At 72.4% G+C, this 25028-nt stretch carries 16 protein-coding genes, 1 pseudogene and 3 CRISPR repeat arrays; of the genes and pseudogenes, 14 read left to right on the top strand and 3 right to left on the bottom strand.

Features of this window, described 5'->3' with window-relative positions; all coding sequences use genetic code 11:
• Positions 1-929: 929 nt before the first annotated feature.
• The 10 genes and pseudogenes from FHR36_RS35965 to cas2e all read left to right on the top strand — a co-directional run bounded on the left by FHR36_RS35965 (position 930) and on the right by cas2e (position 17193).
• Positions 930-2324, top strand: coding sequence for a helix-turn-helix domain-containing protein (locus tag FHR36_RS35965; RefSeq protein WP_253804376.1), 1395 nt, complete (start codon positions 930-932; stop codon positions 2322-2324).
• A gap of 5 nt (positions 2325-2329) precedes the next feature.
• Entirely contained in the window at positions 2330-3151 is an 822-nt protein-coding gene (locus tag FHR36_RS35960; protein WP_253804607.1) for a DciA family protein, read from the top strand.
• 408 nt (positions 3152-3559) lie between these two features.
• Positions 3560-5053: direct repeats of the CRISPR family, unit length 29 nt; unit sequence GGGACCATCCCCGCGGGTGCGGGGAGCAG.
• A gap of 90 nt (positions 5054-5143) precedes the next feature.
• Positions 5144-7738: direct repeats of the CRISPR family, unit length 29 nt; unit sequence GGGACCATCCCCGCGGGTGCGGGGAGCAG.
• 312 nt (positions 7739-8050) lie between these two features.
• Positions 8051-10819, top strand: coding sequence for a CRISPR-associated helicase Cas3' (cas3, locus tag FHR36_RS35955; RefSeq protein ID WP_253804374.1), 2769 nt, complete (start codon positions 8051-8053; stop codon positions 10817-10819).
• Positions 10809-12614, top strand: coding sequence for a type I-E CRISPR-associated protein Cse1/CasA (gene casA / locus FHR36_RS35950; protein ID WP_253804372.1), 1806 nt, complete (start codon positions 10809-10811; stop codon positions 12612-12614). Before cas3 ends, casA begins: the two co-directional genes overlap by 11 nt.
• Positions 12611-13261: a type I-E CRISPR-associated protein Cse2/CasB gene (gene casB / locus FHR36_RS35945; RefSeq protein ID WP_253804370.1), complete on the top strand. Its 651-nt coding sequence runs from the start codon at positions 12611-12613 to the stop codon at positions 13259-13261. The genes casA and casB overlap by 4 nt, the downstream gene beginning before the upstream one ends.
• Complete coding sequence (gene cas7e, locus FHR36_RS35940) at positions 13258-14451, top strand: type I-E CRISPR-associated protein Cas7/Cse4/CasC (protein ID WP_253804368.1); 1194 nt, start codon at positions 13258-13260, stop codon at positions 14449-14451. Before casB ends, cas7e begins: the two co-directional genes overlap by 4 nt.
• Positions 14448-15200: a type I-E CRISPR-associated protein Cas5/CasD gene (gene cas5e, locus FHR36_RS35935; protein ID WP_253804366.1), complete on the top strand. Its 753-nt coding sequence runs from the start codon at positions 14448-14450 to the stop codon at positions 15198-15200. Before cas7e ends, cas5e begins: the two co-directional genes overlap by 4 nt.
• Positions 15200-15904: a type I-E CRISPR-associated protein Cas6/Cse3/CasE gene (gene cas6e, locus FHR36_RS35930; RefSeq protein WP_253804364.1), complete on the top strand. Its 705-nt coding sequence runs from the start codon at positions 15200-15202 to the stop codon at positions 15902-15904. Before cas5e ends, cas6e begins: the two co-directional genes overlap by 1 nt.
• Positions 15905-15908: 4 nt before the next feature.
• A pseudogene (gene cas1e, locus FHR36_RS35925) lies at positions 15909-16855 on the top strand (type I-E CRISPR-associated endonuclease Cas1e).
• Positions 16852-17193, top strand: coding sequence for a type I-E CRISPR-associated endoribonuclease Cas2e (gene cas2e / locus FHR36_RS35920; protein WP_253804362.1), 342 nt, complete (start codon positions 16852-16854; stop codon positions 17191-17193). The pseudogene cas1e and the gene cas2e overlap by 4 nt, the downstream one beginning before the upstream one ends.
• 94 nt (positions 17194-17287) lie before the next feature.
• Positions 17288-20061: direct repeats of the CRISPR family, unit length 29 nt; unit sequence CTGCTCCCCGCACCCGCGGGGATGGTCCC.
• Positions 20062-20519: 458 nt separating this feature from the next.
• On the opposite strand, the gene FHR36_RS35915 is transcribed toward cas2e, so the two are convergent.
• The 3 genes from FHR36_RS35915 to FHR36_RS35905 form a co-directional block, all read right to left on the bottom strand.
• A protein-coding gene (locus tag FHR36_RS35915; protein WP_407660891.1) for an IS5 family transposase occupies positions 20520-21367 on the bottom strand; the annotation gives its coding sequence in 2 pieces (ribosomal slippage) (positions 20520-21004 and positions 21004-21367; 849 coding nt in all).
• A gap of 48 nt (positions 21368-21415) precedes the next feature.
• On the bottom strand, positions 21416-21958 hold the full coding sequence (locus FHR36_RS35910) for an NUDIX hydrolase (RefSeq protein ID WP_253804360.1): 543 nt from the start codon (positions 21956-21958) through the stop codon (positions 21416-21418).
• Positions 21959-21971: 13 nt separating this feature from the next.
• Positions 21972-23225 (bottom strand): NsdA family TPR-like regulatory protein, encoded by a 1254-nt coding sequence (locus FHR36_RS35905; protein WP_253804358.1) that lies wholly within the window; start codon positions 23223-23225, stop codon positions 21972-21974.
• A 106-nt stretch (positions 23226-23331) separates the two neighbouring features.
• On the opposite strand from FHR36_RS35905, the gene FHR36_RS35900 reads away from it, so the two are divergent.
• The 4 genes from FHR36_RS35900 to FHR36_RS35885 all read left to right on the top strand — a co-directional run bounded on the left by FHR36_RS35900 (position 23332) and on the right by FHR36_RS35885 (position 24980).
• Entirely contained in the window at positions 23332-23532 is a 201-nt protein-coding gene (locus tag FHR36_RS35900; protein ID WP_253804356.1) for a hypothetical protein, read from the top strand.
• Positions 23510-23791 (top strand): hypothetical protein, encoded by a 282-nt coding sequence (locus FHR36_RS35895; RefSeq protein WP_253804354.1) that lies wholly within the window; start codon positions 23510-23512, stop codon positions 23789-23791. The genes FHR36_RS35900 and FHR36_RS35895 overlap by 23 nt, the downstream gene beginning before the upstream one ends.
• Positions 23792-24173: 382 nt before the next feature.
• Positions 24174-24734, top strand: coding sequence for a Uma2 family endonuclease (locus FHR36_RS35890; RefSeq protein WP_253804353.1), 561 nt, complete (start codon positions 24174-24176; stop codon positions 24732-24734).
• A gap of 30 nt (positions 24735-24764) precedes the next feature.
• Positions 24765-24980, top strand: a complete 216-nt coding sequence (locus tag FHR36_RS35885; RefSeq protein ID WP_253804352.1) for a hypothetical protein — start codon at positions 24765-24767, stop codon at positions 24978-24980.
• Positions 24981-25028 lie beyond the last annotated feature (48 nt).

Here is a 25028-nt window from a genome sequence, read left to right as displayed (position 1 = left end):
CGTGGAGTCGACCGGGATGACCCGGGTCTCACTCCGGCGGGGTGCCGTCTCTGCATATGTGGCTGGCCACGGCGGCCCCCGAAATGGGGGTGTTCCGTGACCTAGCCATCGTCCGCGGAGCCCGACCCTGACAGGGGTCTAGCTCCGCCGGCCGTTACCCGGACTTACCACCCGGACCAGCGGCCTTCCTGCTCCCACCTCGCTCGCGGGCTACCAACCCTGAGCGGGGTTGCTGGAGATCGGCTACCAACCGACCACCAGCCGCACTACCTGGTTCTGCCTGAACCACCACCGGCCATCCAAGGCCGGTCGCAGTACCCGCAGTCGGGGCCCTTGCCGGGGCCTCGGCTGCACCCACCGCCAACACCCAGAGAGAACAGACCTGGAGGTCGCCGATCGGCTTTCGCCCCCTCGCGGGGGCATTCCGCCGGTCCCGTGAGGGGCCGGTGTTCGCGGTCCCCAAGGGGGCCGCGCCGCCCGACCCGCTGATGCGGGCCGGCCCACCTTCCTAGAAAGGCACTGTCATTTTGCAGCAGGTCACAAGGCCTTTCCAGTCTCACGGCCCCGTGGTTGTCGATCATGGTGCTGCTGTCCTGGACATGTCGCGAGTTCCCGCAGGGCGGGATCTTGGGCTCATCCCCGGCCCTGCCATGGGATTCGCCCAGGGGCGGGTTGACGGACCGGTTGTCGAGCTTGCCTCGAGCGCTGTCGACAATGTGATGCAGATCACTCTTCCGGATGACCGTGTCGGGGGCCTCGCAAACGGCCCGTCGGGTGTAGTTCCCGCCTGGCCGGGCGTTCCCGGCCAGCGCCAGGAGTCGGTCGACGTCGCGTTAGCGACCGCCGTGGTGGTGTCGAAGGCGGCTCGGCGGTTCGTGCCGTGTGTGTCGGTGCTGCCCGCGCTGCTCGTGCCGGCTGCGGAGCAGTGGGTGTCGACGACCCGCGGCCGGGTCGCGCTGGATCCGTACAGCTGGATACAGGCGGTGCACTGGGTGGTCGCGTCGGGCTGCTACCGGCCGTCGCGCTCGCACGGACCGCGGGAGATGGGCCGTACCGCGATCCTCACCGCGCAGCTGCTGATGGAGCTGTCGCCGTGCCGTCCGGGCGTGGACTACCTCGCCCGGCGCTTGGGCGTGACCGAGCGGACCGCGCAGTACCAGCTGGACATGCTGCGCGAGGCTGGCCTGCTCGCGTACGTGGCGAAGGGCACCCGGGTCCGCGGCGAGAAGGCGAAGGCGTCGGAGTTCGTCCGGGTGATCCCGGCCGAGTTCGATGTCGCGCTGGGCGTGCGCGTTGCGGGCGAGGGCACCGGCCGCCGGGTGATCGGGATCGCGGAGGCTGGCCGGGCGGTGATGGCGCTGCTGGGCAAGCGGGCCTCGCGCAAGGTCCGGACCGCCCGGTCGAAGTCGAAGGCTTCCGCGAAGGCCTCGGTGACGGCCGCTCAGGCCACGTCGACCACCACCCAGCCCCAGGTGTCACAGGCCGCTGACGGCACCTCAACAGCAGTCGACCGTTGCACCCCAATGGGGGGTGGTTGCTCAACTGTTCCTGCTGACGGTTCTACTCCCCATCCCTCTGAGACAGACGTCGCAAGCGGGAAGCCGAAGTCCACTGCCGCGAAAAAGTCCACGAAGGGCCGGCGCACCCAGAAGCTGAACGCCGTTGGACGCCGGTTCCAGCTGGCCGCCGAACTGGTCCGCCAGGTGCCGTGGCTGCGCCGTGCCCTGGTGTCCCGGATCGCCTGGGTCGTGCAGGAGGTCGCGGACGCGGGCTGGACGGCGGAGGAGGTCATCGCATGGATCTCCACCCTGGAGGAGCCGCAGTGCGGCAGCTACCGGCCCTCCGGCCTGCTCGCCCACCGGTTGCGCGGCATGACCCAGATGCCCGGCTGGCGCACCCCGAAGGAGCGCGCCGCCCAGGTCGAGCACTGGCGCGAGTCCCGATCCGCCGAGCAGACCCGCCACAACCGGCACTCGGACGAGTGGCGCCTCACCGACTGGCAGGCCCCGGCCACCCGCGCCGTGGGCCGCATGGTCGACGACGTCTTCGCCCAGGTGCGGCAAGCCGGCGGCCAAGGCGCCCAGGCGCTGGCGCTCTTCGCCCAGGACCAGGAAGGCCTCACCGACCTGCACCAGCTCACCCGCGAGGACGTCATCGAGCTCCGCACCCTCGGCCAGCGCGACCCCGAGATGGTCCTGATGGCGATCCGAGACTGCGGTGAGGCCTACGCCCGCCAGCTCTACACACACGGCCAGGTCGACCAGGTCCTGCGCCTACGGCACACCGGCCGCATGGTCATCCACCAGACCTGGAGGTCCGCGTGACCGAGATGTCCACCGGCGTCGACCTAGCCCGCGTCGCCCTCAAGGCCGCCCGCGAAGCAGCCCGCACCCGCAACGCCGACGCCCCTGGCGGCCGCAACTCCACCACCCGACCCACCCGGCCCCGGACCACGGCACGCGCTGGCGGCCGCGACCCGATCGGGCTCGGCGACGCCCTGGCCAGCCTGGTCGCCGAACGGGCCTGGGACACCCCGACCGCCGGCGGCGGCATCCTCGACCAGTGGGCCACCATCGCCCCCGAGCTCGTCGGCAAGGTCCAGCCCGTGCATTTCGATGCCCGCACCGGACGCCTCGACCTCCAGCCCACCTCCCCGGCCTACGCCACCCAACTGCGCCTGCTCGGCCGCCAGCTCGTCGTCCGAATCAACGGCAAGATGGGCCGGACCGTCGTGCGGGACTTGCGGGTCCTGGCGCCCCGCGCCATCGCCACCGGCCCCGACCAGCGGACCGAGCACCACAAGGCCGTCGAGCAGCCCGAGGCCCCGGTCCGCACCCGCGACGACGCGAGCGCTGGCTACCACCGCGCGCTCGCCGAGATCCGCCGCACCGCCCCCGTCATCGACCCGACGATCGTCGCTGCCATCGCTCGCCAGGAGCAGGCCATCCTCAGCCGACGCGAACCCGAGGACCAGTTCGCCCGAGGCCTCGCCGAGAAGGCCGACCAGGAGGAGGTCGCCGCCCGTACCGCGGCCGCCAGCAGCAGCCAGGTCCTCGCCGAACGCCGCGCCCGCCACGACAAGGCACTCCGTGCCGGCGCCGTCCCGCTGCGCCCGACCCGGCCGCCGATGACCCTCAGCGGTGCCGCGTAACACCTTGATCGTGGCCCGCCCGGCGGGCCGGTCCGCCGTACGAATCCGTGAGCCACAGGACACGGGACCGGGTGCCGTGGGGAGGAGATCGGCGCGGGCGGCGGGGTGGTGTTGCGGCGTGCCTGCGGATTGGTCACGGTGACGGTGCCGCTGGGGACGGTGTGCAGGCCGTGGCGGCGGCGCGGGTCGAAGCTCAGCGGCTGGTCCCGGAGGGTGTCGCCCCGCACCGGGGGTTCGTCAGGGATGGTCCCAAGCTCCGAGCGAAGATCGTCACCACCGGCATCTGCTCCCCGCACCCACGGGGATGGTCCCAGCCGGTCGATCGCCAGGTCCTCCGCCGAGACCTGCTCCCCGTACCCGCGGGTGCGGGGAGCAGCCGACGGCACCGAGTTCGGTGGTGGTGGGGGCGGGACCATCCCCGCGGGTGCGGGGAGCAGATGTTCCAGTTCGAGAACCCGCCGGTGGTGTAGGGACCATCCCCGCGGGTGCGGGGAGCAGCCGCGGCCGACTCGGCGGCACTGCCGGCCATCGGGACCATCCCCGCGGGTGCGGGGAGCAGATCAGGGAACCCATGCGCGGCAGTCGGATCGTGGGACCATCCCCGCGGGTGCGGGGAGCAGCCGGAGCACGGACCGGAGGCGAGGCTTGTCTGGGGACCATCCCCGCGGGTGCGGGGAGCAGTTGATCTGCCAGAGGCCGACGCAGCCGATGGAGGGACCATCCCCGCGGGTGCGGGGAGCAGTCGCCACCCCGCCGCCGAGGACCAGGAGCGTGAGGACCATCCCCGCGGGTGCGGGGAGCAGTGCAGGTCAGAGCAACAACAACAACGCCAACAAGGACCATCCCCGCGGGTGCGGGGAGCAGCCCACCCGGGTGACCATCGGCGACACGGTCGTGGGACCATCCCCGCGGGTGCGGGGAGCAGACCACGGCGACGCTTGGCAACGACACCCATCTGGGACCATCCCCGCGGGTGCGGGGAGCAGCCCTCGTGGGCGGAACTCAGCGCCCGGCCCACGGGACCATCCCCGCGGGTGCGGGGAGCAGAGCGCCACCGCAGCACCGGCCACGACGGACCCGGGACCATCCCCGCGGGTGCGGGGAGCAGCGCCTGGTCCCCGGCAACCGCGTCGATGTGCTGGGACCATCCCCGCGGGTGCGGGGAGCAGTGCCGGGCGGAGACCACGCTGTCGACCCAGGCGGGACCACCCCCGCGGGTGCGGGGAGCAGGGGTCGTCTCCCTCGGACTTGATCAGGTCGTGGGGACCATCCCCGCGGGTGCGGGGAGCAGGGCGGCCTCCGCGTCGCGGCGGGCCTCCTCCCGGGACCATCCCCGCGGGTGCGGGGAGCAGCGGTCCGGGCTGCGCAGCCGACCCCGGGAGTCGGGACCATCCCCGCGGGTGCGGGGAGCAGGACTTGGCGTTGGTGATGGTGTAGGCGCCTAAGGGACCATCCCCGCGGGTGCGGGGAGCAGACGTCCTACCGCGTTTGACGGACGTTTAGGACGGGACCATCCCCGCGGGTGCGGGGAGCAGGGCCTGGTGGCGGAGCTGGGGTTGCAGCGAGAGGGACCATCCCCGCGGGTGCGGGGAGCAGCCGTAGTCCTGCGACAGGATGGCCGGCTTGTAGGGACCATCCCCGCGGGTGCGGGGAGCAGGATGAACCCGAGCTTGAAGTCCATGCCGGTGCGGGACCATCCCCGCGGGTGCGGGGAGCAGAGGTTGGTCTCGGGGCCGGCATCGATGGTGCCGGGACCATCCCCGCGGGTGCGGGGAGCAGCGGGTCCTCGGCGTTCAGGCGCTCCACCGTCTGGGGACCATCCCCGCGGGTGCGGGGAGCAGCGTGGTTGCGTTCTTCGCCTGAAGTGCGGTCAGGGACCATCCCCGCGGGTGCGGGGAGCAGCGCGTCACGCCGCCTGAAGAACTCGCACACGGGGACCATCCCCGCGGTGCGGGGAGCAGCGCCCGACTACGACCAGCGCGATATCACGGAGGGGACCATCCCCGCGGGTGCGGGGAGCAGATCTTCTGGGCCAGCTTGCAGACCAACGCCCAGGGACCATCCCCGCGGGTGCGGGGAGCAGGCGATTTCCGTTCCCCGGGGCTACCGCGGCCCGGGACCATCCCCGCGGGTGCGGGGAGCAGGAGTGGCCGCCCCTCGACGCCCAGGACCACCTGGGACCATCCCCGCGGGTGCGGGGAGCAGTTGGGATCCAGTGATATTCCAGGTTGTCCCTGAGGGACCATCCCCGCGGGTGCGGGGAGCAGTACCGGACCATGATGCGCAGTGCGGCGGCGATGGGACCATCCCCGCGGGTGCGGGGAGCAGAGCCCGGTCCACGCCGACGGCGCCGCCCCCGAGGGACCATCCCCGCGGGTGCGGGGAGCAGATCGGCCGGTCCCTCCAGCGAGCCGGCACGTCGGGACCATCCCCGCGGGTGCGGGGAGCAGGCGAACTGGACGCTGGTGAACCCGGCCGAGGTGGGACCATCCCCGCGGGTGCGGGGAGCAGACCGGAATGACGCGAAATGCACGTCTGCCCTGGGGACCATCCCCGCGGGTGCGGGGAGCAGACGTGCCCGGTCGAGCTTTCTCCCGGTGCGTAGGGACCATCCCCGCGGGTGCGGGGAGCAGCACTCGTTGCGGGTGACGTCCCAGGCGGCCTCGGGACCATCCCCGCGGGTGCGGGGAGCAGATGAGCACGGGGGCGGACGGGGCCGTCTGCCAGGGACCATCCCCGCGGGTGCGGGGAGCAGTCACGTTCATCCTGAAGTTGCCTCTGGAAATCGGGACCATCCCCGCGGGTGCGGGGAGCAGCTCTCCAAGGCGTTCGCGAACGCCGGCTGTTCGGGACCATCCCCGCGGGTGCGGGGAGCAGCGTCAAGGTGCTCTTCCCCGCGCCACCCTTACGGGACCATCCCCGCGGGTGCGGGGAGCAGACCGCCCCCGGCGGCGCCGCGCCCGGCGTGAAGGGACCATCCCCGCGGGTGCGGGGAGCAGGGAACGGTGCAGATCAGCATGCGCGCGGACGGGGGACCATCCCCGCGGGTGCGGGGAGCAGTCGGCGATCGGGATCTGCTGCCAGGCGGCCGGGGGACCATCCCCGCGGGTGCGGGGAGCAGCTGTTCTCCGAAACCCACTGCGCGAAGCCGTAGGGACCATCCCCGCGGGTGCGGGGAGCAGACGCGCCCAACCTCGGCGCTGGTGCCTGCACTGGGACCATCCCCGCGGGTGCGGGGAGCAGGGATCGGCATTTCAGGGCAGCAACGTATTTCAGGGACCATCCCCGCGGGTGCGGGGAGCAGTCGCTGTCTCTTAGGGGGAGGGTATACCCATGGGGGACCATCCCCGCGGGTGCGGGGAGCAGTGTCCATCAGCAGCACGTCACTCATCGTCGTCGGGACCATCCCCGCGGGTGCGGGGAGCAGGGGCGCCTGTTGCTCGACAAGGCGCTGACCGAGGGACCATCCCCGCGGGTGCGGGGAGCAGCGCCGCCCATCGTCCTGACCTCCCCGAGGAGGGGGACCATCCCCGCGGGTGCGGGGAGCAGTTCGGGACCAGGCGGTGGGCGAGCCATCCGTCGGGACCATCCCCGCGGGTGCGGGGAGCAGCCCCTGATCAGAGTTAGGGTCTAGACCGACAGGGGACCATCCCCGCGGGTGCGGGGAGCAGCTTCTCGGCCTCGCGGCGGTCCTCGACCCTCTGGGGACCATCCCCGCGGGTGCGGGGAGCAGGCTGCCTCACGCGGCGAGGGGAAGGTGTGGACGGGACCATCCCCGCGGGTGCGGGGAGCAGCACTGCTTCTCCTGGGGGTCGGTCCAGCCGAAGGGACCATCCCCGCGGGTGCGGGGAGCAGTAGACGCTCCCGTTGTACGACCACAGCACCTGGGGACCATCCCCGCGGGTGCGGGGAGCAGGCCGCCGGGGGCGGGCGCATCCCCGCGCCGAAGGGACCATCCCCGCGGGTGCGGGGAGCAGCTGGGCTTCAGCGCGTACGACAGCACCGGCAAGGGACCATCCCCGCGGGTGCGGGGAGCAGTGTTCGAAGGCCGCGCGGGCGGCCTGCGGCTCGGGACCATCCCCGCGGGTGCGGGGAGCAGCGGTCCGGCTGGTGACGGACGAGGTGCTGGTCGGGACCATCCCCGCGGGTGCGGGGAGCAGAGTCCGTTCGCTGCGTTACGCGGCCCGGTGCGGGGACCATCCCCGCGAGTGCGGGGAGCAGAGTTCGGCGGCAGGCCAAGGGACTTGAGCATCGGGACCATCCCCGCGGGTGCGGGGAGCAGTTCCCCGGCGCGACGGGTTCACGTTCGGGTTCGGGACCATCCCCGCGGGTGCGGGGAGCAGGCGTCGCCGGCATGACCGCTGACCGCGCCCTCGGGACCATCCCCGCGGGTGCGGGGAGCAGCTGCCCGGCATGACGACCAACGTGGAGTTCGGGGGACCATCCCCGCGGGTGCGGGGAGCAGCCTCTGCCCCTTCGCCGCGGCAGTGACGGATGGGGACCATCCCCGCGGGTGCGGGGAGCAGATGTGGGAGTTCGCGTGGAGCCAGTGCGCGGCGGGACCATCCCCGCGGGTGCGGGGAGCAGGCTCGCTGACCTGCGCTTTCAGGAGGCTCGGGTGTGGGTTTCCCTCACTTCCTGAGAATGAGACATTCGAGCAGGATAGCGACATTTGTGCCGCCCCGGGCCAGTCTTTCGGATCTTCCCGAAAGGGCCCGGTCCGGCCGTCGCCCGCTCGTATGCTCGGCCGTTGGATCGTTTAACGGGCGGGCGGTGGGGGATGTGGGTGCGGTGGCTTTCGATGGCGGCGGGTTGCGGTTGAGGTTGTCCGCGGAGGCGCGGAGTGCGTGGGCGAAGCACGATGTGGTGGGCGAGGGCTGGTTGCCGTTGTGGTGTCACATGGCGGACAGCGCGGCGGTGGCGGGGCTGCTGTGGGACGAGTGGCTGCCGGCTCGGGTGCGGGGGCTGGTGGGCGGGGTCCTGCCGGGTGGGCAGGCGGACGGGCGGCGGTTGGCGGTGTGGCTGGCGGCGGTCCATGACGTGGGAAAGGTGACTCCTGCGTTCGCGTGTCAGGTCGACGGGCTGGCGGACGGGATGCGTGCGGTGGGTCTGGAGATGCCGTACCGGCGGGAGTTGGGGCCGGATCGCCGGATGGCGCCGCACGGGTTGGCGGGGCAGCTGCTGCTGCAGGAGTGGCTGGAGCGGCGGTGTGGGTGGCCGGGCCGGGTGACGGCGCAGTTCGCGGTGGTGGTTGGTGGGCATCACGGGGTGCCGCCGGATCATCCGGCGGTGGCCGATCTGGTCGAGCGGCCGGAGTTGCTGCGGACGCCGGGCCGGAGCGAGGGGCTGTGGCTGCGGGTGCAGGAGGAGTTCCTCGACGCGTGTGCTGCCGAGTTCGGTGTGGAGGGGCGGCTCGGTGGCTGGGGGGCGGTGAAGTTGCCGCAGACGGTTCAGGTGGTCCTGTCCGGGTTGGTGATCATGGCGGACTGGATTGCCAGCAATCCGGATCTGTTCCCCTACTTCCCGCAGGAGCTCGGGCAGGGCGGTGCCCGGCGGGTGGCCGCGGCGTGGAAGGGGCTCGGCTTGCCGGGGCCGTGGAGGCCTGAGTTGCCGGGGAGCGGGATCGCGGACGTGTTCGCCGCGAGGTTCGAGCTTCCGCCGGGGGCGGTGGTCCGGCCGGTGCAGATGCAGGCCTTCGAGGCGGCCCGGGCGATGCCGGAGCCGGGGCTGCTGGTCGTCGAGGCGCCGATGGGGGAGGGCAAGACCGAGGCGGCGCTCGCGGCTGTCGAGGTGCTGGCCGCGCGGGTCGGTGCGGGCGGGGTGTTCTTCGCGCTGCCGACGATGGCGACGAGCAATGCGATGTTCGCGCGGGTGCTGGACTGGCTGGAGCGGCTTCCGGCCCGTGACGGGGAACGGCTCTCGGTGCTGCTGGCGCACTCGAAGGCCGCGCTGAACAGGGATGCCGCCGCTCTGCGGGCAGCGTCGTGGCAGCGGATCTCGGCGGTGGACCCGGATGTGGACGTCAGCGACCGCGTGCCGGCGGCCGGTGCGGAGAGCCCGTTGCCCGCCGAGCTGGTTGCGCACCAGTGGCTCGCGGGCCGGAAGAAGGGGATGCTGTCGTCGTTCGTGGTGGGGACGATCGACCAGCTGCTGTTCGCGGGCCTGAAGGGCCGGCATCTGGTCCTGCGACATCTGGCGATGGCGGGCAAGGTCGTCGTGATTGACGAGGCGCACGCGTTCGACACGTACATGAACTCCTATCTGGACCGGGTGCTGGGGTGGCTCGGGGCGTACGGGGTGCCGGTGGTGGTGCTGTCCGCGACGCTGCCGGCCGCTCGGCGCCGGGCGCTCGCGGAGGCGTACGCGGGTGCGGAGCCCGGCGACGGGAGGTTCGCCGAGGTGGCGGGCGCGGACGCGTACCCGCTGGTGACGGCGGTCGGCCGGGGGCAGGAGCCGCAGGTGGGACGTCCTGGCGCGTCCGGGCGCGGCGGGTGGGTCCGCCTGGAGCGGCTGGACGACGACCTGGACGCCCTGGGAAAGCGGCTGGAATCCGACCTCGGCGGCGGTGGTTGCGCGTTGGTGGTGCGGAACACGGTGGACCGGGTCCTGGAGGCGGCCGCCGCGCTGCGTGAGCGGTTCGGGTCCGACGCGGTGACGGTCGCGCACGCGCGGTTCATCGACGTGGACAGGGCCGAGAACGACCGCCGGCTGCTGGAGCTGTTCGGCCGGGACGGGGCGCGGCGGCCCGGACGGCACATCGTGGTGGCCAGCCAGGTGGCCGAGCAGTCCCTGGACGTGGACTTCGACCTGCTGGTGACCGATGCCGCGCCGGTTGACCTGCTGTTGCAGCGGGTGGGCCGGCTGCACCGCCACGAGAGGTCGTGGCGACCCGAGTCGTTGCGGGCGGCCACCTGCCTGGTGACGGGTGTGGACTGGTCGGGCCCGGTGCCGGTGGTGGCGCGGGGGTCGGAGGCGGTGTACGGGAGGCACACGCTGCTGAGGTCGCTGGCGGTCCTGCTGCCCTGTCTGGACGGGGAACGGCTGCTGGAACTGCCCGGGGATATCAGTGCGCTGGTGCAGCGCGCGTACGGGGACGAGCCGGTCGGGCCGCCCGCCTGGGCGCAGGACCTGGCGGAGGCGCGGCTGCTGCACGACCGGCTCCAGGCGCAGAAGGCGCGGGCGGCGGACGTGTTCCGGCTGCGGGAGGCGGGTAGGGCCGGACGGTCCCTGATGGGCTGGGTGGCGGGCGGTGCGGGGGACGCGGACGACACCCGGGCGGGGCGGGCGCAGGTGCGGGACAGTCCGGAGAGCGTGGAGGTGATCGTGGTGGAGGTTCTGGCGGACGGCTCGCTGGCGACGGTGGGCTGGGCGGGGGAGGGCCGGGGCGGCCTCCCGCTGCCGACCGGTTCGGTGCCGGATCCGAGGGCGTCGAAGGCCGCGGCGGCCTGCGGGCTGCGGCTGCCGGCGCGGTTCGCCCGCCCGTACGTCATCGATCGGGTCATCGCCGAACTTGAGCAGTTCTGTTTCGAAAATTGGCAGGTCAAGGAAAATCCTTGGCTGGCAGGGCAGTTGATCCTTCCGATCCGGCCCGGGTGTCCGACCCCTCTGGCAGGGTTCGAGCTCACGTACACCCGCGAGAACGGACTCGAGGTATCACGTGCCGAATGACCAGGCGCAGAACCCGGCCGGGGAATCGACGTTCGACCTGACGGCGCAGCCGTGGATCCCCGTCCTGCTGGCCGACGGCTCCGAGCGTGAACTGTCACTGCGCGAGCTGTTCACCCGGGCGGACCGGATCAGGCGGCTGGCCGGTGACGTCCCCACCCAGGAGTTCGCCCTGACACGTCTGCTCCTGGCGGTCGTCCACGACGCGCTCGACGGCCCGGGCGACCACGACGACTGGGCCGAACTGTGGGAGGACCCGGCGCCGTTCGCACCGGTCCTGCCCTACCTGGAGCGGCACCGCGCGCGGTTCGACCTGCTGCACCCCGTCGCACCGTTCTTCCAGACCGCCGGCCTGCGGACGGCCAAGGACGAGGTCTTCGCGCTGAACCGGATCGTCGCGGACGTGCCTAACGGGAACCCGTTCTTCACCGCCCGCTTCCCGGGCGTCGGGCGGATCACGTTCGCGGAGGCGGCCCGCTGGGTGGTCCACGCCCAGGCGTACGACACCTCGGGCATCAAGACCGGCGTGATCGGCGACCCACGGGCCAAGGCCGGCAAGGCCTACCCCCAGGGCACCGCTTGGGCCGGCTGCCTCGGCGGCGTCCTCGCCGAGGGCGAGAACCTGCGCGAGACGCTCCTGCTGAACCTCCTCGCCTGCGACCACTGGAGCTCCACGCGCGGGGACGTCCCCGCATGGCGCCGCGACCCCGACGGCCCCGGGGCGGCGGGCAACCTGGCATCGCGTCCGGCGGGCCCGCGCGACCTCTACACCTGGCAGTCCCGCCGCATCCGGCTGCACGCCGACGCCGCGGGCGTGCACGGTGTCGTCCTCACCTACGGCGACCCGCTCGCACCGCAGAACATGCACACCATCGAGCCCATGACCGGCTGGCGGCGCAGCCAAGCGCAGGAGAAGAAGCAGGGCCTGCCCCTGGTGTACATGCCGAGGGAACACGACCCGGCCCGGGCGGCATGGCGCGGCCTGGGCTCGCTGACGGCCTCCGCTGCACCGGCCTCCGCCCCGGCGGGGGAACCGGCCCCGGAGCTGCGCCCCGGGCTGGTGCACTGGCTGGCGCGGCTGGAGGCGGAGCAGATCCTCCCGCCGGGCCGGAGGCTGCGGCTGCGGACGTTCGGCGTGGTCTACGGCACCCAGCAGTCCGTGGTGGACGAGATCACCGCCGACGCGGTGGACGTCGCGGTCGTCCTGCTCGGCGAGACGGACCAGCGCCTGGGGCGGACGGCGGTGGACGCGGTCGGCGATGCGGACCTCGCCGTACGGGCCCTGGGCGACCTTGCCACCGACCTCACACGGGCTGCGGGCGGCGAGTCGGAGACCCCCCGGCTCACCGCCCGGGACGCAGGCTTCGGTGCCCTCGACGGCCCGTACCGGCTCTGGCTGGCCGCCATCCGCGACGGCGATGACCCGGCTGCCCTGCGCGCCGCCTGGCAGCGTCGGGTGCGAGCCGAGATCGGCCGCCTGGCCGACGACCTGATCGCACAGGCGGGCGAAGCCGCCTGGCAGGGCCGGGTCGTGCCGAACGGCAAGGGCGAGACCTGGCTGAACGCCTCCGCTGCCGACCTGTGGTGCCGCGGCCGGCTGCGCCGCGCGCTGCCCCTCGCCACGCCCGCGGAACCCGCCACCCCGGAGCGACCTGTCACCCCCGAGAAGCCTGCCGGCACGCCGGAACCCGCCGGCACGGACACCGCCCCAGCCGCGATCCCACTCCAGCCGACCGGGCCCGACCCCGTCGAAACAGGCAACCCGACCACCCCCGACCCCCGGAGGGCCACCGCATGACCACGGCACCACCCACTGCCCCGCGACGACGCGCCGCCCTTGGCCCGGTCGGCGTCCTGGCCGGGCGCGAGATCAGCAGGCTGCAGACCGGCTACCTCGCCGACCGGTCGGACGCCGTCGCCGCGCTGGCCCGGCTGCGCCGCGGCGCGGGCAGGGACCCGGCCGCCATCCCCGACCTGTGGGGACTGCTGGACACCGAAGACCTCTTCGCCGACCCGGCACTGCGCCCCGACGAGGCACACACCGCCCTGTATACCGCGGCGACGCTGTGGTCCCTCCACCAGCAGTCCCTGGGCGCGCGGATGCACCAGGCCGGAGGCGACGAGCTCGGCGCCGCCGTGCGCAAACTGATGCCCGGCTCCGCCATCGACGAGCCCATCCGCAAGCGCTTCGTACGCGCGGGAACGGCGGGATCCCTCCCCGTCCTCGCCACCCGGCTGCGCGAGATCGCCCTGCTGCTGCGCCGCGGCGGCCACGCCCTGGACTACGCGCTGCTCGCCGACCAGCTCCACGACTGGCAGCGGCCCGGCGGTCCGGACGGCGTCCGCAGCTCCTGGGGCCGCTCCTTCCACGCACACCGCACCACCCCGCCGGACCAGGCGGGCGACGAGAACCCCGCCACGAACCAGAAGGACAGCCGCCAGTGACGAGCCGCACCATCCTCGACGTGCACGCCCTGCAGAACGTCCCGCCGAGCAACCTGAACCGCGACGACACCGGCGCACCCAAGACCGCCCAGTACGGCGGCGTCACCCGCGCCCGGGTCTCCAGCCAGTCCTGGAAGCGGGCCACCCGACGGTACTTCGAGACGATCCTCGACCCGGGCGAGCTCGGGGTGCGCACCAAGCGCGTCGCGGAGCTGCTCGCCGAACGCATCACCGCGCTGGCGCCGGCCATCAACGGGGCCGCAGCGCTCGCGCTGGCCTCCGAGGTGCTGCAGACCGCGACCGGATCCAAGATCGAGCCGCCCAAGCGCAAGGTCGACGCGGCGAAGAAGAACGGCACCGACGATCCCGCGCCGGAGTCGTCGTACCTGCTGTTCCTCAGCTCCCGCCAGCTCGACAACCTGGCGGCCCTCGCGTTGGAAGGCGCCGACGACATCAAGGCCTTCCTGAAGGACAAGGACGCCAAGGCCCGCGCCAAGAAGATCGCCGACAGCCGGCACTCTGTCGACATCGCCCTCTTCGGCCGTATGGTCGCCGACTCCATCGACATCAACGTCGACGCCGCCACCCAGGTCGCCCACGCCCTCAGCGTGCACCGCGCCGAGACCGAGTCCGACTACTTCACCGCCGTCGACGACCGCGGCGACGCCGAACCGGGCGCCGGAATGATCGGCACCGTCGACTTCAACTCGGCCACCCTGTACCGGTACGCCGCCGTCGATGTCGACCTGCTGCAGCGCAACCTCGGCGCGGGTCTGGACGAGGGCGAGGCACCCGCCACACCGGTACGCCGGGCGGTCGAGGCGTTCCTGGAGGCCTTCGTCTCCTCCCTGCCCACAGGGAAGATCAACACCTTCGGCAACCACACCCTGCCCGACGCGGTCATCATCACCCTGCGCACCACCCGGCCGGTCAGCTTCGTCTCCGCCTTCGAGAAGCCCGTCACCCCGGACTGCAACGGCGGATACCTCGAACCCGCCTGCGAACGCCTCGCCGACTACGCCCCCGAGATCGAACGGGCCTACGGAGGCGACACCAGCCAGACCTGGCTCCTGCGCGTCGGGCCCGCCACCGCCAAACTCTCCACCCTCGGCGACGAGATCCCCAGCCTCACCCGACTCGTCACCACCGTCGGCGCCGCCGTTGCCCAACGCCTGGAGCACCGCGGATGAGCGTGCTGGCACTGCGGCTGGCCGGCCCCCTGCAGTCATGGGGGGCCACCTCGCGCTTCGCCAGACGCACCACCGAGAACGCCCCCACCAAGAGCGGCGTCATCGGACTGCTTGCCGCCGCCCTCGGCATCGACCGCACCGACGACCACGCCCTCGCCGAACTCGCCATGCTGCGCTTCGGCGTGCGCATCGACCAGCCCGGCACCCGCCTGCGCGACTACCAGACCGCCCAGCACTTCGACACCGGCGAGTCGATGCCGCTCTCCGAGCGCTTCTACCTCGCCGACGCCGTGTTCGTCGCCGCCGTGGAAGGCCCGGCGCAGCTCGCCGAACGGATGCACGCCGCGCTCCGCACCCCTGCCTACCTGCCGTACCTGGGCCGACGCTCCTGCCCGCCGTCCCGCCCCGTCGAATTCCACGTCGACCACGACGGCGACCTCGCCGCCGTGCTGGGCCGACTGCCGTGGCAGGCCGCGACCTGGCACCAGCAGCGGCGCCGCCACCACCCCACCGTCGACCTGACCGTCCTCATCGAAGCCGCAGCCGGCCACCCTGACGAACCCCCGGTGCGGGGCGACACCCTCCGGGACCAGCCGCTGAGCTTCGACCCGCGCCGCCGCCGCCACGGCCTGCGCACCGTCCACAGCGGCACCGTCACCGTGACCAATCCGCAGGCACGCCGCAACACCACCCCGTCGCCCGCGCCCGTCCCCGCCCACGACCCGACCGGACACCTGGAAGGCGTCTGATGTACCTCACCCGCTTCCGTATCAACACCGGGCGGGCGGACGCCCGACGACTGTTGTCCTCACCCCAGAACATGCACGCAGCGGTCATGTCCTCCTTCCCCGATCTCCTCCCCACGGCGCCCGGCCCCCGTGTCCTGTGGCGGGTCGACCACAACGCCTCCGCGGAGGTCCAGCTGTACGTCGTCAGCCCCTCCCGCCCCGACCTCACCCACCTGGTGGAACAGGCCGGCTGGCCTGCCGCGGCCGCGGCCGGGACGGCGGGCTGGCAGACCTACGGCTACGCGCCCTTCCTGGAACGCCTCGACAAGGGAACGGTCTGGAACTTCCGACTGACCGCCAATCCCGTCCACCAGGCGCGGGTGAAGGACGGCGCCCCCACCAAACGAACCGCCCACCTGACCGCCCGGCACCAGATGCAGTGGCTGCTCCAACGACAGGAGACTGGTGGGTTCCGCATCGCCGCGAAACCCCGGGAGCGGCAACACACCGAGCACGGCGACGAGCATCACCTCGCCGTCCACGCCCAGCGCAGCCTTGCCTTCTCCAAGCGCGGCACCCCCGGCACCGTCACCCTCACCACGGTCACCTTCGACGGCCGCCTGGAAGTCACCGACCCGGACGCCCTGCGTGGAGTACTGACCGCGGGGCTGGGCAAGGCCAAGGCCTACGGCTGCGGGTTGATGACCCTCGCCCCGCTCGGATGAGCCGATGAGCACCGTCAGCCGCCGACCTGCCGGAAGCCCCAGGGAACTCACCCGCGTCGCCGACCGGATCTCCTTCCTCTACCTCGAACGGTGTACGATCCACCGCGACTCCAACGCCCTCACCATCGAGAACGCCGAAGGCACCACCCACATCCCCTCCGCCACCATCGGCACCCTCCTGCTCGGACCCGGCACCCGCATCACCCACCAGGCGATGAGCGTCCTCGGCGAGAGCGGCGCCGCAGTCGTCTGGGTCGGGGAGCACGGCGTACGTCACTACGCGCCGGACGTGCCCTGTCCCGCTCGGCCGTCCTCGCCGAGGCCCAGGCCACCCGCTGGGCGAACCGGCGCACCCGCCTGGAAGTCGCCAGAGCCATGTACCGGCTCCGCTTCCCCGAGGAGGACCCGTCCGGACTCACCCGCCAAGAACTCCTCGGCCGCGAAGGCAGCAGACTCAAGGAGTGCTACCGCACCCAGGCCACCCGAACCGGCGTCCCCTGGCGGGGCCGCAGGTACACCCCGGGCGACTTCGGCTCGGCGGACGCCGTCAACCAGGGCATCACTGCCGCCGCACAGGCCATGTACGGCGTCTCACACGCCGTCGTCTCCGCGCTCGGATGCTCACCCGCACTCGGCTTCGTCCACTCCGGCCACGAACTCTCGTTCGTCCTGGACATTGCCGACCTCTACAAGACCGAGGTCGGCATCCCCGTCGCCTTTGAGGTGGCAGCCGAGGGCGGAACCGAGGACGTCGGCGCGCGCACCCGCCGCGCCCTCCGCGACCGCATCCACCGACTGCGCCTCCAGGAGCGGATCGTCGACGACATCCGCGGGCTGCTGCTCGGGGAGGACCACGGCGATCCTGGCGACGCCGACACCGTCACACTGCAGTCCGACCACGGCCTGCACGTCGCCTCGGGCGTCAACTACGGTGAGGAGACAAGCTGGTGACGGTCCTCGTCCTCACGAACTGCCCGATCGGCCTACGAGGATTCCTCACCCGATGGCTGCTCGAGATCTCGCCGGGCGTCTTCATCGGCAACCCGTCGGCACGCATCCGAGACCTCCTCTGGAGCGAAGTCCGGCAGTACTCGGGCCAAGGCCGCGCCCTTCTCATCCACACCTCTAACAACGAACAGGGCTTCACCTTCCACACCCACGACCACTCTTGGGCCCCCACCGACCACGAAGGCCTCACCCTCATCCAACGCCCCAGCGAGCCACGGCCCCCACAGGTCAAATCGGGCTGGAGCAAGGCGGCCCAACGTCGCCGCTGGGGAAACCGGTGAAGGAGCGCTGCCAGGCGGTGAGCCCGAAATGCCCGAACCTGAAGAAGTAAGGAGAACCGGCCTCCCCCACCGATAACATCCCAGGTCAACGAGCCTGCTCCCCGCACCCGCGGGGATGGTCCCTCGGTGTCGAGATAGACGGCGCGGGTCATGCGCTGCTCCCCGCACCCGCGGGGATGGTCCCGGGACTCTCATGGAGCAAGGTGCACCGGCTCACTGCTCCCCGCACCCGCGGGGATGGTCCCGTTCACGCGCTCCCCGGCCTCCAGGACCAGGACTGCTCCCCGCACCCGCGGGGATGGTCCCTCCGGGCGAGGAGGAGGGGGAGGATCGCGGCGCTGCTCCCCGCACCCGCGGGGATGGTCCCAGGGCCGCGATCTGGCGACTGCTTCGGCTGACCTGCTCCCCGCACCCGCGGGGATGGTCCCAGGTCCTCGCCCAGCTGCGCGAGGCGCGCGAGCTGCTCCCCGCACCCGCGGGGATGGTCCCGGCGTGTCCTGCGACAAGGACACCGCCATGCACTGCTCCCCGCACCCGCGGGGATGGTCCCGAGACGTTCATCCCCTGGTCCGACGTCGCCCGCTGCTCCCCGCACCCGCGGGGATGGTCCCGAGACGTTCATCCCCTGGTCCGACGTCGCCCGCTGCTCCCCGCACCCGCGGGGATGGTCCCGTTGCTCGCCTCACCGCCGCCCCCGACCTCAGCTGCTCCCCGCACCCGCGGGGATGGTCCCCGACACATAGCCGGTCATGTGGGCGCCGTTCGCTGCTCCCCGCACCCGCGGGGATGGTCCCTTCAGGCCGAACAGCGGGCAGCGGAGATCACCCTGCTCCCCGCACCCGCGGGGATGGTCCCTGGCCGCCCTCGGGGCCCCAGTTGCTCACGTCCTGCTCCCCGCACCCGCGGGGATGGTCCCCGGAGCCGGCCCCCGAGGGTGCGGGAGTCTGCCTGCTCCCCGCACCCGCGGGGATGGTCCCCGTCGATGAACAGCACCCTCGAGAAGCTGGTCCTGCTCCCCGCACCCGCGGGGATGGTCCCGTGACCTCCGGCGGCGTGCTGTTGGGCATGGACTGCTCCCCGCACCCGCGGGGATGGTCCCAGGACGGCACCGAGGACGGCAGCGAGGCCTGGCTGCTCCCCGCACCCGCGGGGATGGTCCCATCACGCTGCTCCCCGCCCGGTTCGAGCTGGACTGCTCCCCGCACCCGCGGGGATGGTCCCACCATGCTGCGCAAGGTCATTGGGGCGGTGCTCTGCTCCCCGCACCCGCGGGGATGGTCCCGCGAGCCTCATCGCGGCCTCCCAGCTCTCGCCCTGCTCCCCGCACCCGCGGGGATGGTCCCGCGAGCCTCATCGCGGCCTCCCAGCTCTCGCCCTGCTCCCCGCACCCGCGGGGATGGTCCCTAGTACTCGAGCCCCCGGACCCGCTACGCTCTCTGCTCCCCGCACCCGCGGGGATGGTCCCGCGTCCCGGACGGCGGTCTCGTCGGTGCCGCGCTGCTCCCCGCACCCGCGGGGATGGTCCCGCGTCCCGGACGGCGGTCTCGTCGGTGCCGCGCTGCTCCCCGCACCCGCGGGGATGGTCCCGGGCAGCAGCTCTACAACGCGCTGGTGTCGATCTGCTCCCCGCACGCGCGGGGATGGTCCCGCCGCCGTGAAGGTGCTCGCCGCTGAGCCGTTGTGCTCCCCGCACCCGCGGGGATGGTCCCGAGGCCGAATTGGTCTGTCTCGAGGGGATGTGCTGCTCCCCGCACCCGCGGGGATGGTCCCCGCCCCGGCACCATGTCCGCCGACGTCCTCGGCTGCTTTCCGCACCCGCAGGGATGGTCCCTCTACAGGGTGTCCGATTTTCCCGGAATTTCCCTGCTCCCCGCACCCGCGGGGATGGTCCCTCGGCACCGAGCGGGGCACCCTCAGCATCGGCCTGCTCCCCGCACCCGCGGGGATGGTCCCCGCCTGACCATGGTGGCCCGCCCGGACGGCTCCTGCTCCCCGCACCCGCGGGGATGGTCCCGAGTACCGGCCGACCGTCCGGGCCGCGGTCGACTGCTCCCCGCACCCGCGGGGATGGTCCCAAGGTCCCCGGACCGGTGGCGCGCAGCCGGTTCTGCTCCCCGCACCCGCGGGGATGGTCCCGTCACGGTCTCGGTGACGACCTCGGGCTCCGGCTGCTCCCCGCACCCGCGGGGATGGTCCCACCCCCGACCCGACCGACGGCCTCACCCCCGACTGCTCCCCGCACCCGCGGGGATGGTCCCCACGGGAACGCCGCCGGCGGGTCCTGGTCCTCCTGCTCCCCGCACCCGCGGGGATGGTCCCACGGCGAGGGCCAGGGCGGACAGCAGCACGACCTGCTCCCCGCACCCGCGGGGATGGTCCCAGCAGGCCTTCCTCTGGTTCTTCGCCGGCAGCCTGCTCCCCGCACCCGCGGGGATGGTCCCGTCCTCGAACGGGCGCCGGCACCCCTTGCAGTCTGCTCCCCGCACCCGCGGGGATGGTCCCCCCGTCTACCAACAGCTCCGCCGGCAGATGCGCTGCTCCCCGCACCCGCGGGGATGGTCCCGTCTCCTGGGCCAGGTCCTCGACCAGCCGCTCCTGCTCCCCGCACCCGCGGGGATGGTCCCCACACACGAATGATGGCGTCGAACGAACCGGCCTGCTCCCCGCACCCGCGGGGATGGTCCCAACGCCCGCGTCGCCCGCATGCACGAGCTGATCTGCTCCCCGCACCCGCGGGGATGGTCCCGCCCCGGTGTCGGTGTAGCAGAGGACCTGGCCCTGCTCCCCGCACCCGCGGGGATGGTCCCGACTTGAAGGCTGTGCTTGCGATCGCCCAGAGCTGCTCCCCGCACCCGCGGGGATGGTCCCTACTTCGTGCGGGCCTGCCCGCCGCTCTCGTGCTGCTCCCCGACCCGCGGGGATGGTCCCACGTGGGTGAAAATGACGTCGAGCCGGTCGACCTGCTCCCCGCGCGAGTGGGGGTCAGCCGGTGCTCGGCGCTGACGACCTACGTGGGCCGTGTGGTCGGCGCAGTCCGGCACCGCGCCGCTGGCGCCGATTGTCAGGGCCTGCCACGCCGTGCGCCGCGGCTGCGGGCGCCTGCGATGTAGGGGTGGCTGCGGGCGGGCCTCGGCGGTCTCCTCCTCGGCCCAGGACTGGCGGGTGACGAGGTCGTCCGGGTGCTCGGCGGCGGCGGGCGGACACCTCGGCGATAAAGGAGTAGAGCGTCTTGCTGGCCGGCCATGCTGGCGCGGCGGAGTTTGATCGCCACGCGGGCAACGTACGAGCTCAGGTGTGCAAACCGTGCTAGAGATCGTCTTCAAAGATCAGATCCAGAGCAGGATCGAGGCGATGGTGACGGTGGCCTGGTAGGACTCGCGGGTCTTGTCGTAGCGGGTGGCCAGGCCACGCCACTGCTTGAGCCGGTTGAAGCAGCGCTCGACGACGTTGCGGAGCTTGTAGGCCTGCCGGTCGAAGCCGGTCGGCCGGCCGCCGCGAGAGCCCCGGTTCAGACGGTTCAGTACCTGGTCGGCGCGTTCGGGGATGGTGTGTCGGATGCCGCGTCTGCGCAGGTAGGCGCGGATCTTCCGGGAGCTGTAGCCCTTGTCGGCGATGACGTGGTCGGGTCGGGTTCGTGGCCGGCCCGGCCCAACCCTGGGGACGCGGATGTCGGCCATCACGGCCTCGAAGCGGGTGCAGTCGTTGCGGTTGCCGCCGGTCAGGACGAAAGCGAGCGGGCGTCCGCGTCCGTCGCAGGCCAGGTGGACCTTGGTGCTCAGTCCGCCACGGGATCGGCCGAGGGCGTGATCACCCGCTTCGTCCCGGTCGACTGCCCCTTTTTGCCGCCCGCGGCGTGCTGGTGGGCCCGCACGATCGTGGAGTCGACCGACACCAGCCAGTCGATGTCCCCGGCCGCGTCCTTCTCCGCCTGGACCTGCCGCAGCATGCGCGAGAACGTGCCGTCCAGCGCCCACCTGCGGAAACGCGTGTACAGGGTCTGCCAGGACCCGTACCGCTCCGGCACATCGCGCCAGGCCGACCCGGTCCGCAGCTTCCACACGATCCCGTTCAGCACCACCCGATCGTCACTGCGCGGCCGGCCCGCGGTCCCCGAACTCGGCAGGAACCGCGAGAGCACGGCCCACTCGGCATCAGAAAGCTCATGACGACGTATCACGCCCGACATGATCTCTCATCGCTTGATCATCTTTGAAGACGGACCCTAGACCCCGGCGAGTCGGTGCGGGCCGAGGTAGTACGACAGGGCGGCGAGCGAGGGGCCGTCGGCGACCTGCCCGCTGACGAGGAGCTTGGCGACCTCGGCCTCTGGTACCCACTCGACCCGGGCAGCCTCGCTGCGGTCGGTCGGCATGCCGACCCGCTCGCAGCTGGTGGCGTGGAAGCACTGGAAGTGCATGGTGCTGATGCCGGCGAGCGCGTCGTACTCCACGAGCGGCTCGACCCGGCCCGGCCGCCAGCCGGTCTCCTCCTCGACCTCGCGGGCGATGGCGGCCGCCGGGTCCTCGCCGGGGTCGGCCCATCCCGCGGGCACCTCCCAGCCCCAGCGGCTGGTGATGAATCGGTGCCGGTACAGGAGGAGGAACTCGCCGACGTCGTTGGTGACCACTGAGGTGACCGACGGGCGGGGCATCCGGATGACGTGGTGGTCGATGCGCCCGATCCCGGGTACGTCGACGTCGTCGAGCCACACCTCGACCCACGGGCTGCCGTAGACCTGGCGTCGGCCGTACGTCTGCCACTCCATCGGCCGGACCTCCTCACATGCGGGCGAGCTGCGCCCCCGACTCTCTCACGCGCACGGCGAGCGCCCGAACGGAGCGCGCTTCTCGCCATGGGCCGAGGGACCGTTGGAAGGCCTGGGCGCGAAGTACCAGGGGCTGGACCACGCTGCCCTCCGCGATGTCGAACGCGGTCTGGGCGAGGCCGCATGCGGCGTCGATGTCGCCCTGCTGGAGGCGGCACTCGGCGAGGTCGAAGGTGAGGACGGCCCGGCCCTTCACGTCCGCCGCGTCACGTCGGGCCAGTGCGGAACCCAGGAGTTCGGCGGCGGCATCGTGCCGACCGAGCAGGGCCTGCGACTCGCCCCCGAGGCCGTCCAGGCGGGGGGTGGTGAAGAAGTCCAGGCCACCGATTGGCTCCTCCGCCCGCTCGAGGAGCTCGGCCGCCTGGTCCAGGGCGGCCAAGGCCCGGGGCTGGTCGCCGCAGGCTGCGAGCGCGCGCCCGCAGTTCGCCCGGATCCACGCCTGTCGGCGGGGCGACGCGGTGAGCGCGAGCCGGTCGGCCCGGCCGAGAAGCGCCGCCGCCTCCTGCCAACGGCCGGAGGTATAGGCGACGATCGACTCCATGGTGAGGAGCCAGGCCGTCAGCTCGTCGGCCTCGCCCTCGCGCGCGGCAACCTTGCCCAGGTGGAACATCTCCTCGCAGTGCGTGCGGTGCCCAAGGTCGTGGGCCGCGAGGCCGAGCAGGCCGGACAGGACGGTCAGTATCCGAACGCATCGGCGGCGGGCGTCGAGATGCTGCGGCCGGCCGATCAGGGTGCGCACGGCGGCGAGCTGCCGGTGCATCGTCGGAAGAAGCTCGGCCGGCCCCGCGGACGGGTAGCGGTAGGCGGTGTCCGCGACCGCGGCCTCAAGGTGGGTCAACGTGGCGTCGCTGGCGGACGAGCCGGTGAGCAAGTCGAGGATCTCCCATGTCTCGGGGACCTGCGGCGGCTGGTGGGCCACGGCCAGCGCACTGGACTCCCACGCACGGTCGGCGAGGCCGAGCATCCGGCCCGGGATGCCCAGACCGTCGGCGACGCGCTCGATAACGGTGATGCTGGTGACCTCGCGGCCCCCTTGCATGTACTCGGTGACCCGGCTGGTGCTGAGTCCGGTCAACTGGGCGATCCGGGCCGGGTACACCCCAGCGAGCGTCCGGGCCAGGTTGAAAATCTGGCCGATCCGGCGCTGAGCGCATGCATCGGTGAACCGCGGGTCGGTGAGTACACGAGCAGGAAGTGGCTCCGTCATCGCTCCCCCTGGTGGTGGTCCCGTGAGGGTATCGAGCTACGCGCTTCCACGGTGGGTACTCATGGTGGCCCTACGAAGATCGGTCGTTCGCCTGGATACTGACGCCATGAAAGATGCGGTGCAGTCGGTGAAGCGCTTCACCGACTGCCACCTGCCCGACGACCGATGCCGCGAATGCGGCGCCGAGGACGTCCCGCTCACCCCCGGGAAGCCCGAGCCGTACGGTCCCGGGGTGGAGCGCGAGACGTGCATCTGCGCCGGCTGCCGCCGGGGAAAGGACCGTCATGACGACCCAGGTGACAGCTGAGATCACCGAGGGCATCATGCCCGTCACCACGCCATCCGACTTTTCCACCGCGCTGGCCGCGCTGCGGCGGAAGGCGATTCCCCGCGCCTGGGGGCCGGCCTACCTGGCCACGCAGGAGGCCCTGTCGGACGCGGCCGCGCCCGGGATCGAGGCGGTCCTCCTGCGGGATGGCCAGTGGACGGCACCGCTCCCGGTCGGGGACGCCCTGCTCACCTGCCTCAACACCGAGATGCGGCTCCGCCTGGTCACCGCGCCGTGAGCCTGTACACGGTCCGCCAACTGCTGAAGAGCGTGATCAGCTGCGCACGGCCGCGATGGGGAGTCGCGGGGCCGGACGGCAGACTGCTGCGATCCGTCCTCCCCGCGCAAGCAGGGGTCAGCCGACCCTCGCCAGCGCCGCTCGGCTGATCCACGGGCCAGTTCGCCAAGGCCTCGCCGAGAAGGCCGACCAGGAGGAGGCCGCCGCCCGCACCGCGGCCATCACCAGGAGTGGCGCCCGCCACGACATGGCGCTTCGTACCGGCGCCGTAGACCGTGACCGGCCTGCCGGGCCGGTCCGCCGTACGGATACCTGAGCCGGTACCGGCCGAGGTCCCCGCCGGGGAGAATGAGGACAGGCACTGGAGGAGGTGAAGGAGACCGTGAGCACTGCAGTCACCGAGCACAGCGAGCCCTGGACCATCGCTGACGTCCTGGCCCTGCCCGAAGACCCCCGCAACCGGATCGAGCTGGTCGGGGGAGCCCTGCTGATGAGCCCGAACCCCGGCGTTCCGCTCCAGCGGGCCAGCTCCCGGCTCTGGGCGCTCCTGGACGCCGCCGTCGCCACGGCTGGCGCGCCCCTGGAGGTGCTGGAGGCCGTCAACGTCATCGTGCCCGACGGCCTGCTGATCCCCGACCTGGCGATCGCCGACGCCGCCGCGACCGCCGAGGCCGGCACCACCCTCAACGCCGACGCCATCGTCGTCGCCATCGAGATCGCCTCGCCCTCCACCCGGGTCACCGACAAGAAAATGAAGCCGTTCCTGTACGCCGCAGCCGGCATCGAGCACTACTGGCGACTCGAACCCGACCCCGCCCCTCGCCTCTACCTCGGCCACCTCGAACGCGGCACCTACATCGACCGCCTCGTCCAGGCCGGTGAGACCACCCAGCTCACCGACCCGTTCCCCCTCAACCTCGACCCGGCGGCGCTGCGCCGGTAGCCGGTGCGAGACACCGAGACGCTGATGTCCATGGCAGCGGCCTCGGATGATCGATACGGCAGACACATCAGGTTCCGGGAGTACGCGGACTGTCCACGTTGTGGCTACACCGACCTTCCGCCTGGCACGTTGAAGGAAGACGAGACGATCGAGATCAGGGTCTGCGAGGAGTGCGGCTCGAAGATCGAGACAGTCCCGTACTTCACGGCTCCGCCCGGAGAGGCCACTGTCGACTTCAACCGCTGAGCCGGTTGCTCAACCCCGCCAGGACTCCAAGGACATCCCGTGGCGGCT

The sequence above is a fragment of the Kitasatospora cinereorecta genome (genome assembly GCF_024172095.1).
Classification (GTDB): domain Bacteria; phylum Actinomycetota; class Actinomycetes; order Streptomycetales; family Streptomycetaceae; genus Kitasatospora; species Kitasatospora cinereorecta.
This window is presented reverse-complemented; position numbering and strand designations above follow the sequence as displayed.

Coding starts and splice junctions, on each gene's coding strand:
- FHR36_RS35960 (WP_253804607.1), top strand. CDS start 2,330: ATGTCCACCGGCGTCGACCTAGCCCGCGTCGCCCTCAAGGCCGCCCGC.
- cas3 (WP_253804374.1), top strand. CDS start 8,051: ATGGCGGACAGCGCGGCGGTGGCGGGGCTGCTGTGGGACGAGTGGCTG.
- casB (WP_253804370.1), top strand. CDS start 12,611: ATGACCACGGCACCACCCACTGCCCCGCGACGACGCGCCGCCCTTGGC.
- cas5e (WP_253804366.1), top strand. CDS start 14,448: ATGAGCGTGCTGGCACTGCGGCTGGCCGGCCCCCTGCAGTCATGGGGG.
- cas6e (WP_253804364.1), top strand. CDS start 15,200: ATGTACCTCACCCGCTTCCGTATCAACACCGGGCGGGCGGACGCCCGA.
- FHR36_RS35910 (WP_253804360.1), bottom strand. CDS start 21,958: ATGGAGTGGCAGACGTACGGCCGACGCCAGGTCTACGGCAGCCCGTGG.
- FHR36_RS35905 (WP_253804358.1), bottom strand. CDS start 23,225: ATGACGGAGCCACTTCCTGCTCGTGTACTCACCGACCCGCGGTTCACC.
- FHR36_RS35900 (WP_253804356.1), top strand. CDS start 23,332: ATGAAAGATGCGGTGCAGTCGGTGAAGCGCTTCACCGACTGCCACCTG.
- FHR36_RS35895 (WP_253804354.1), top strand. CDS start 23,510: ATGACGACCCAGGTGACAGCTGAGATCACCGAGGGCATCATGCCCGTC.
- FHR36_RS35885 (WP_253804352.1), top strand. CDS start 24,765: ATGGCAGCGGCCTCGGATGATCGATACGGCAGACACATCAGGTTCCGG.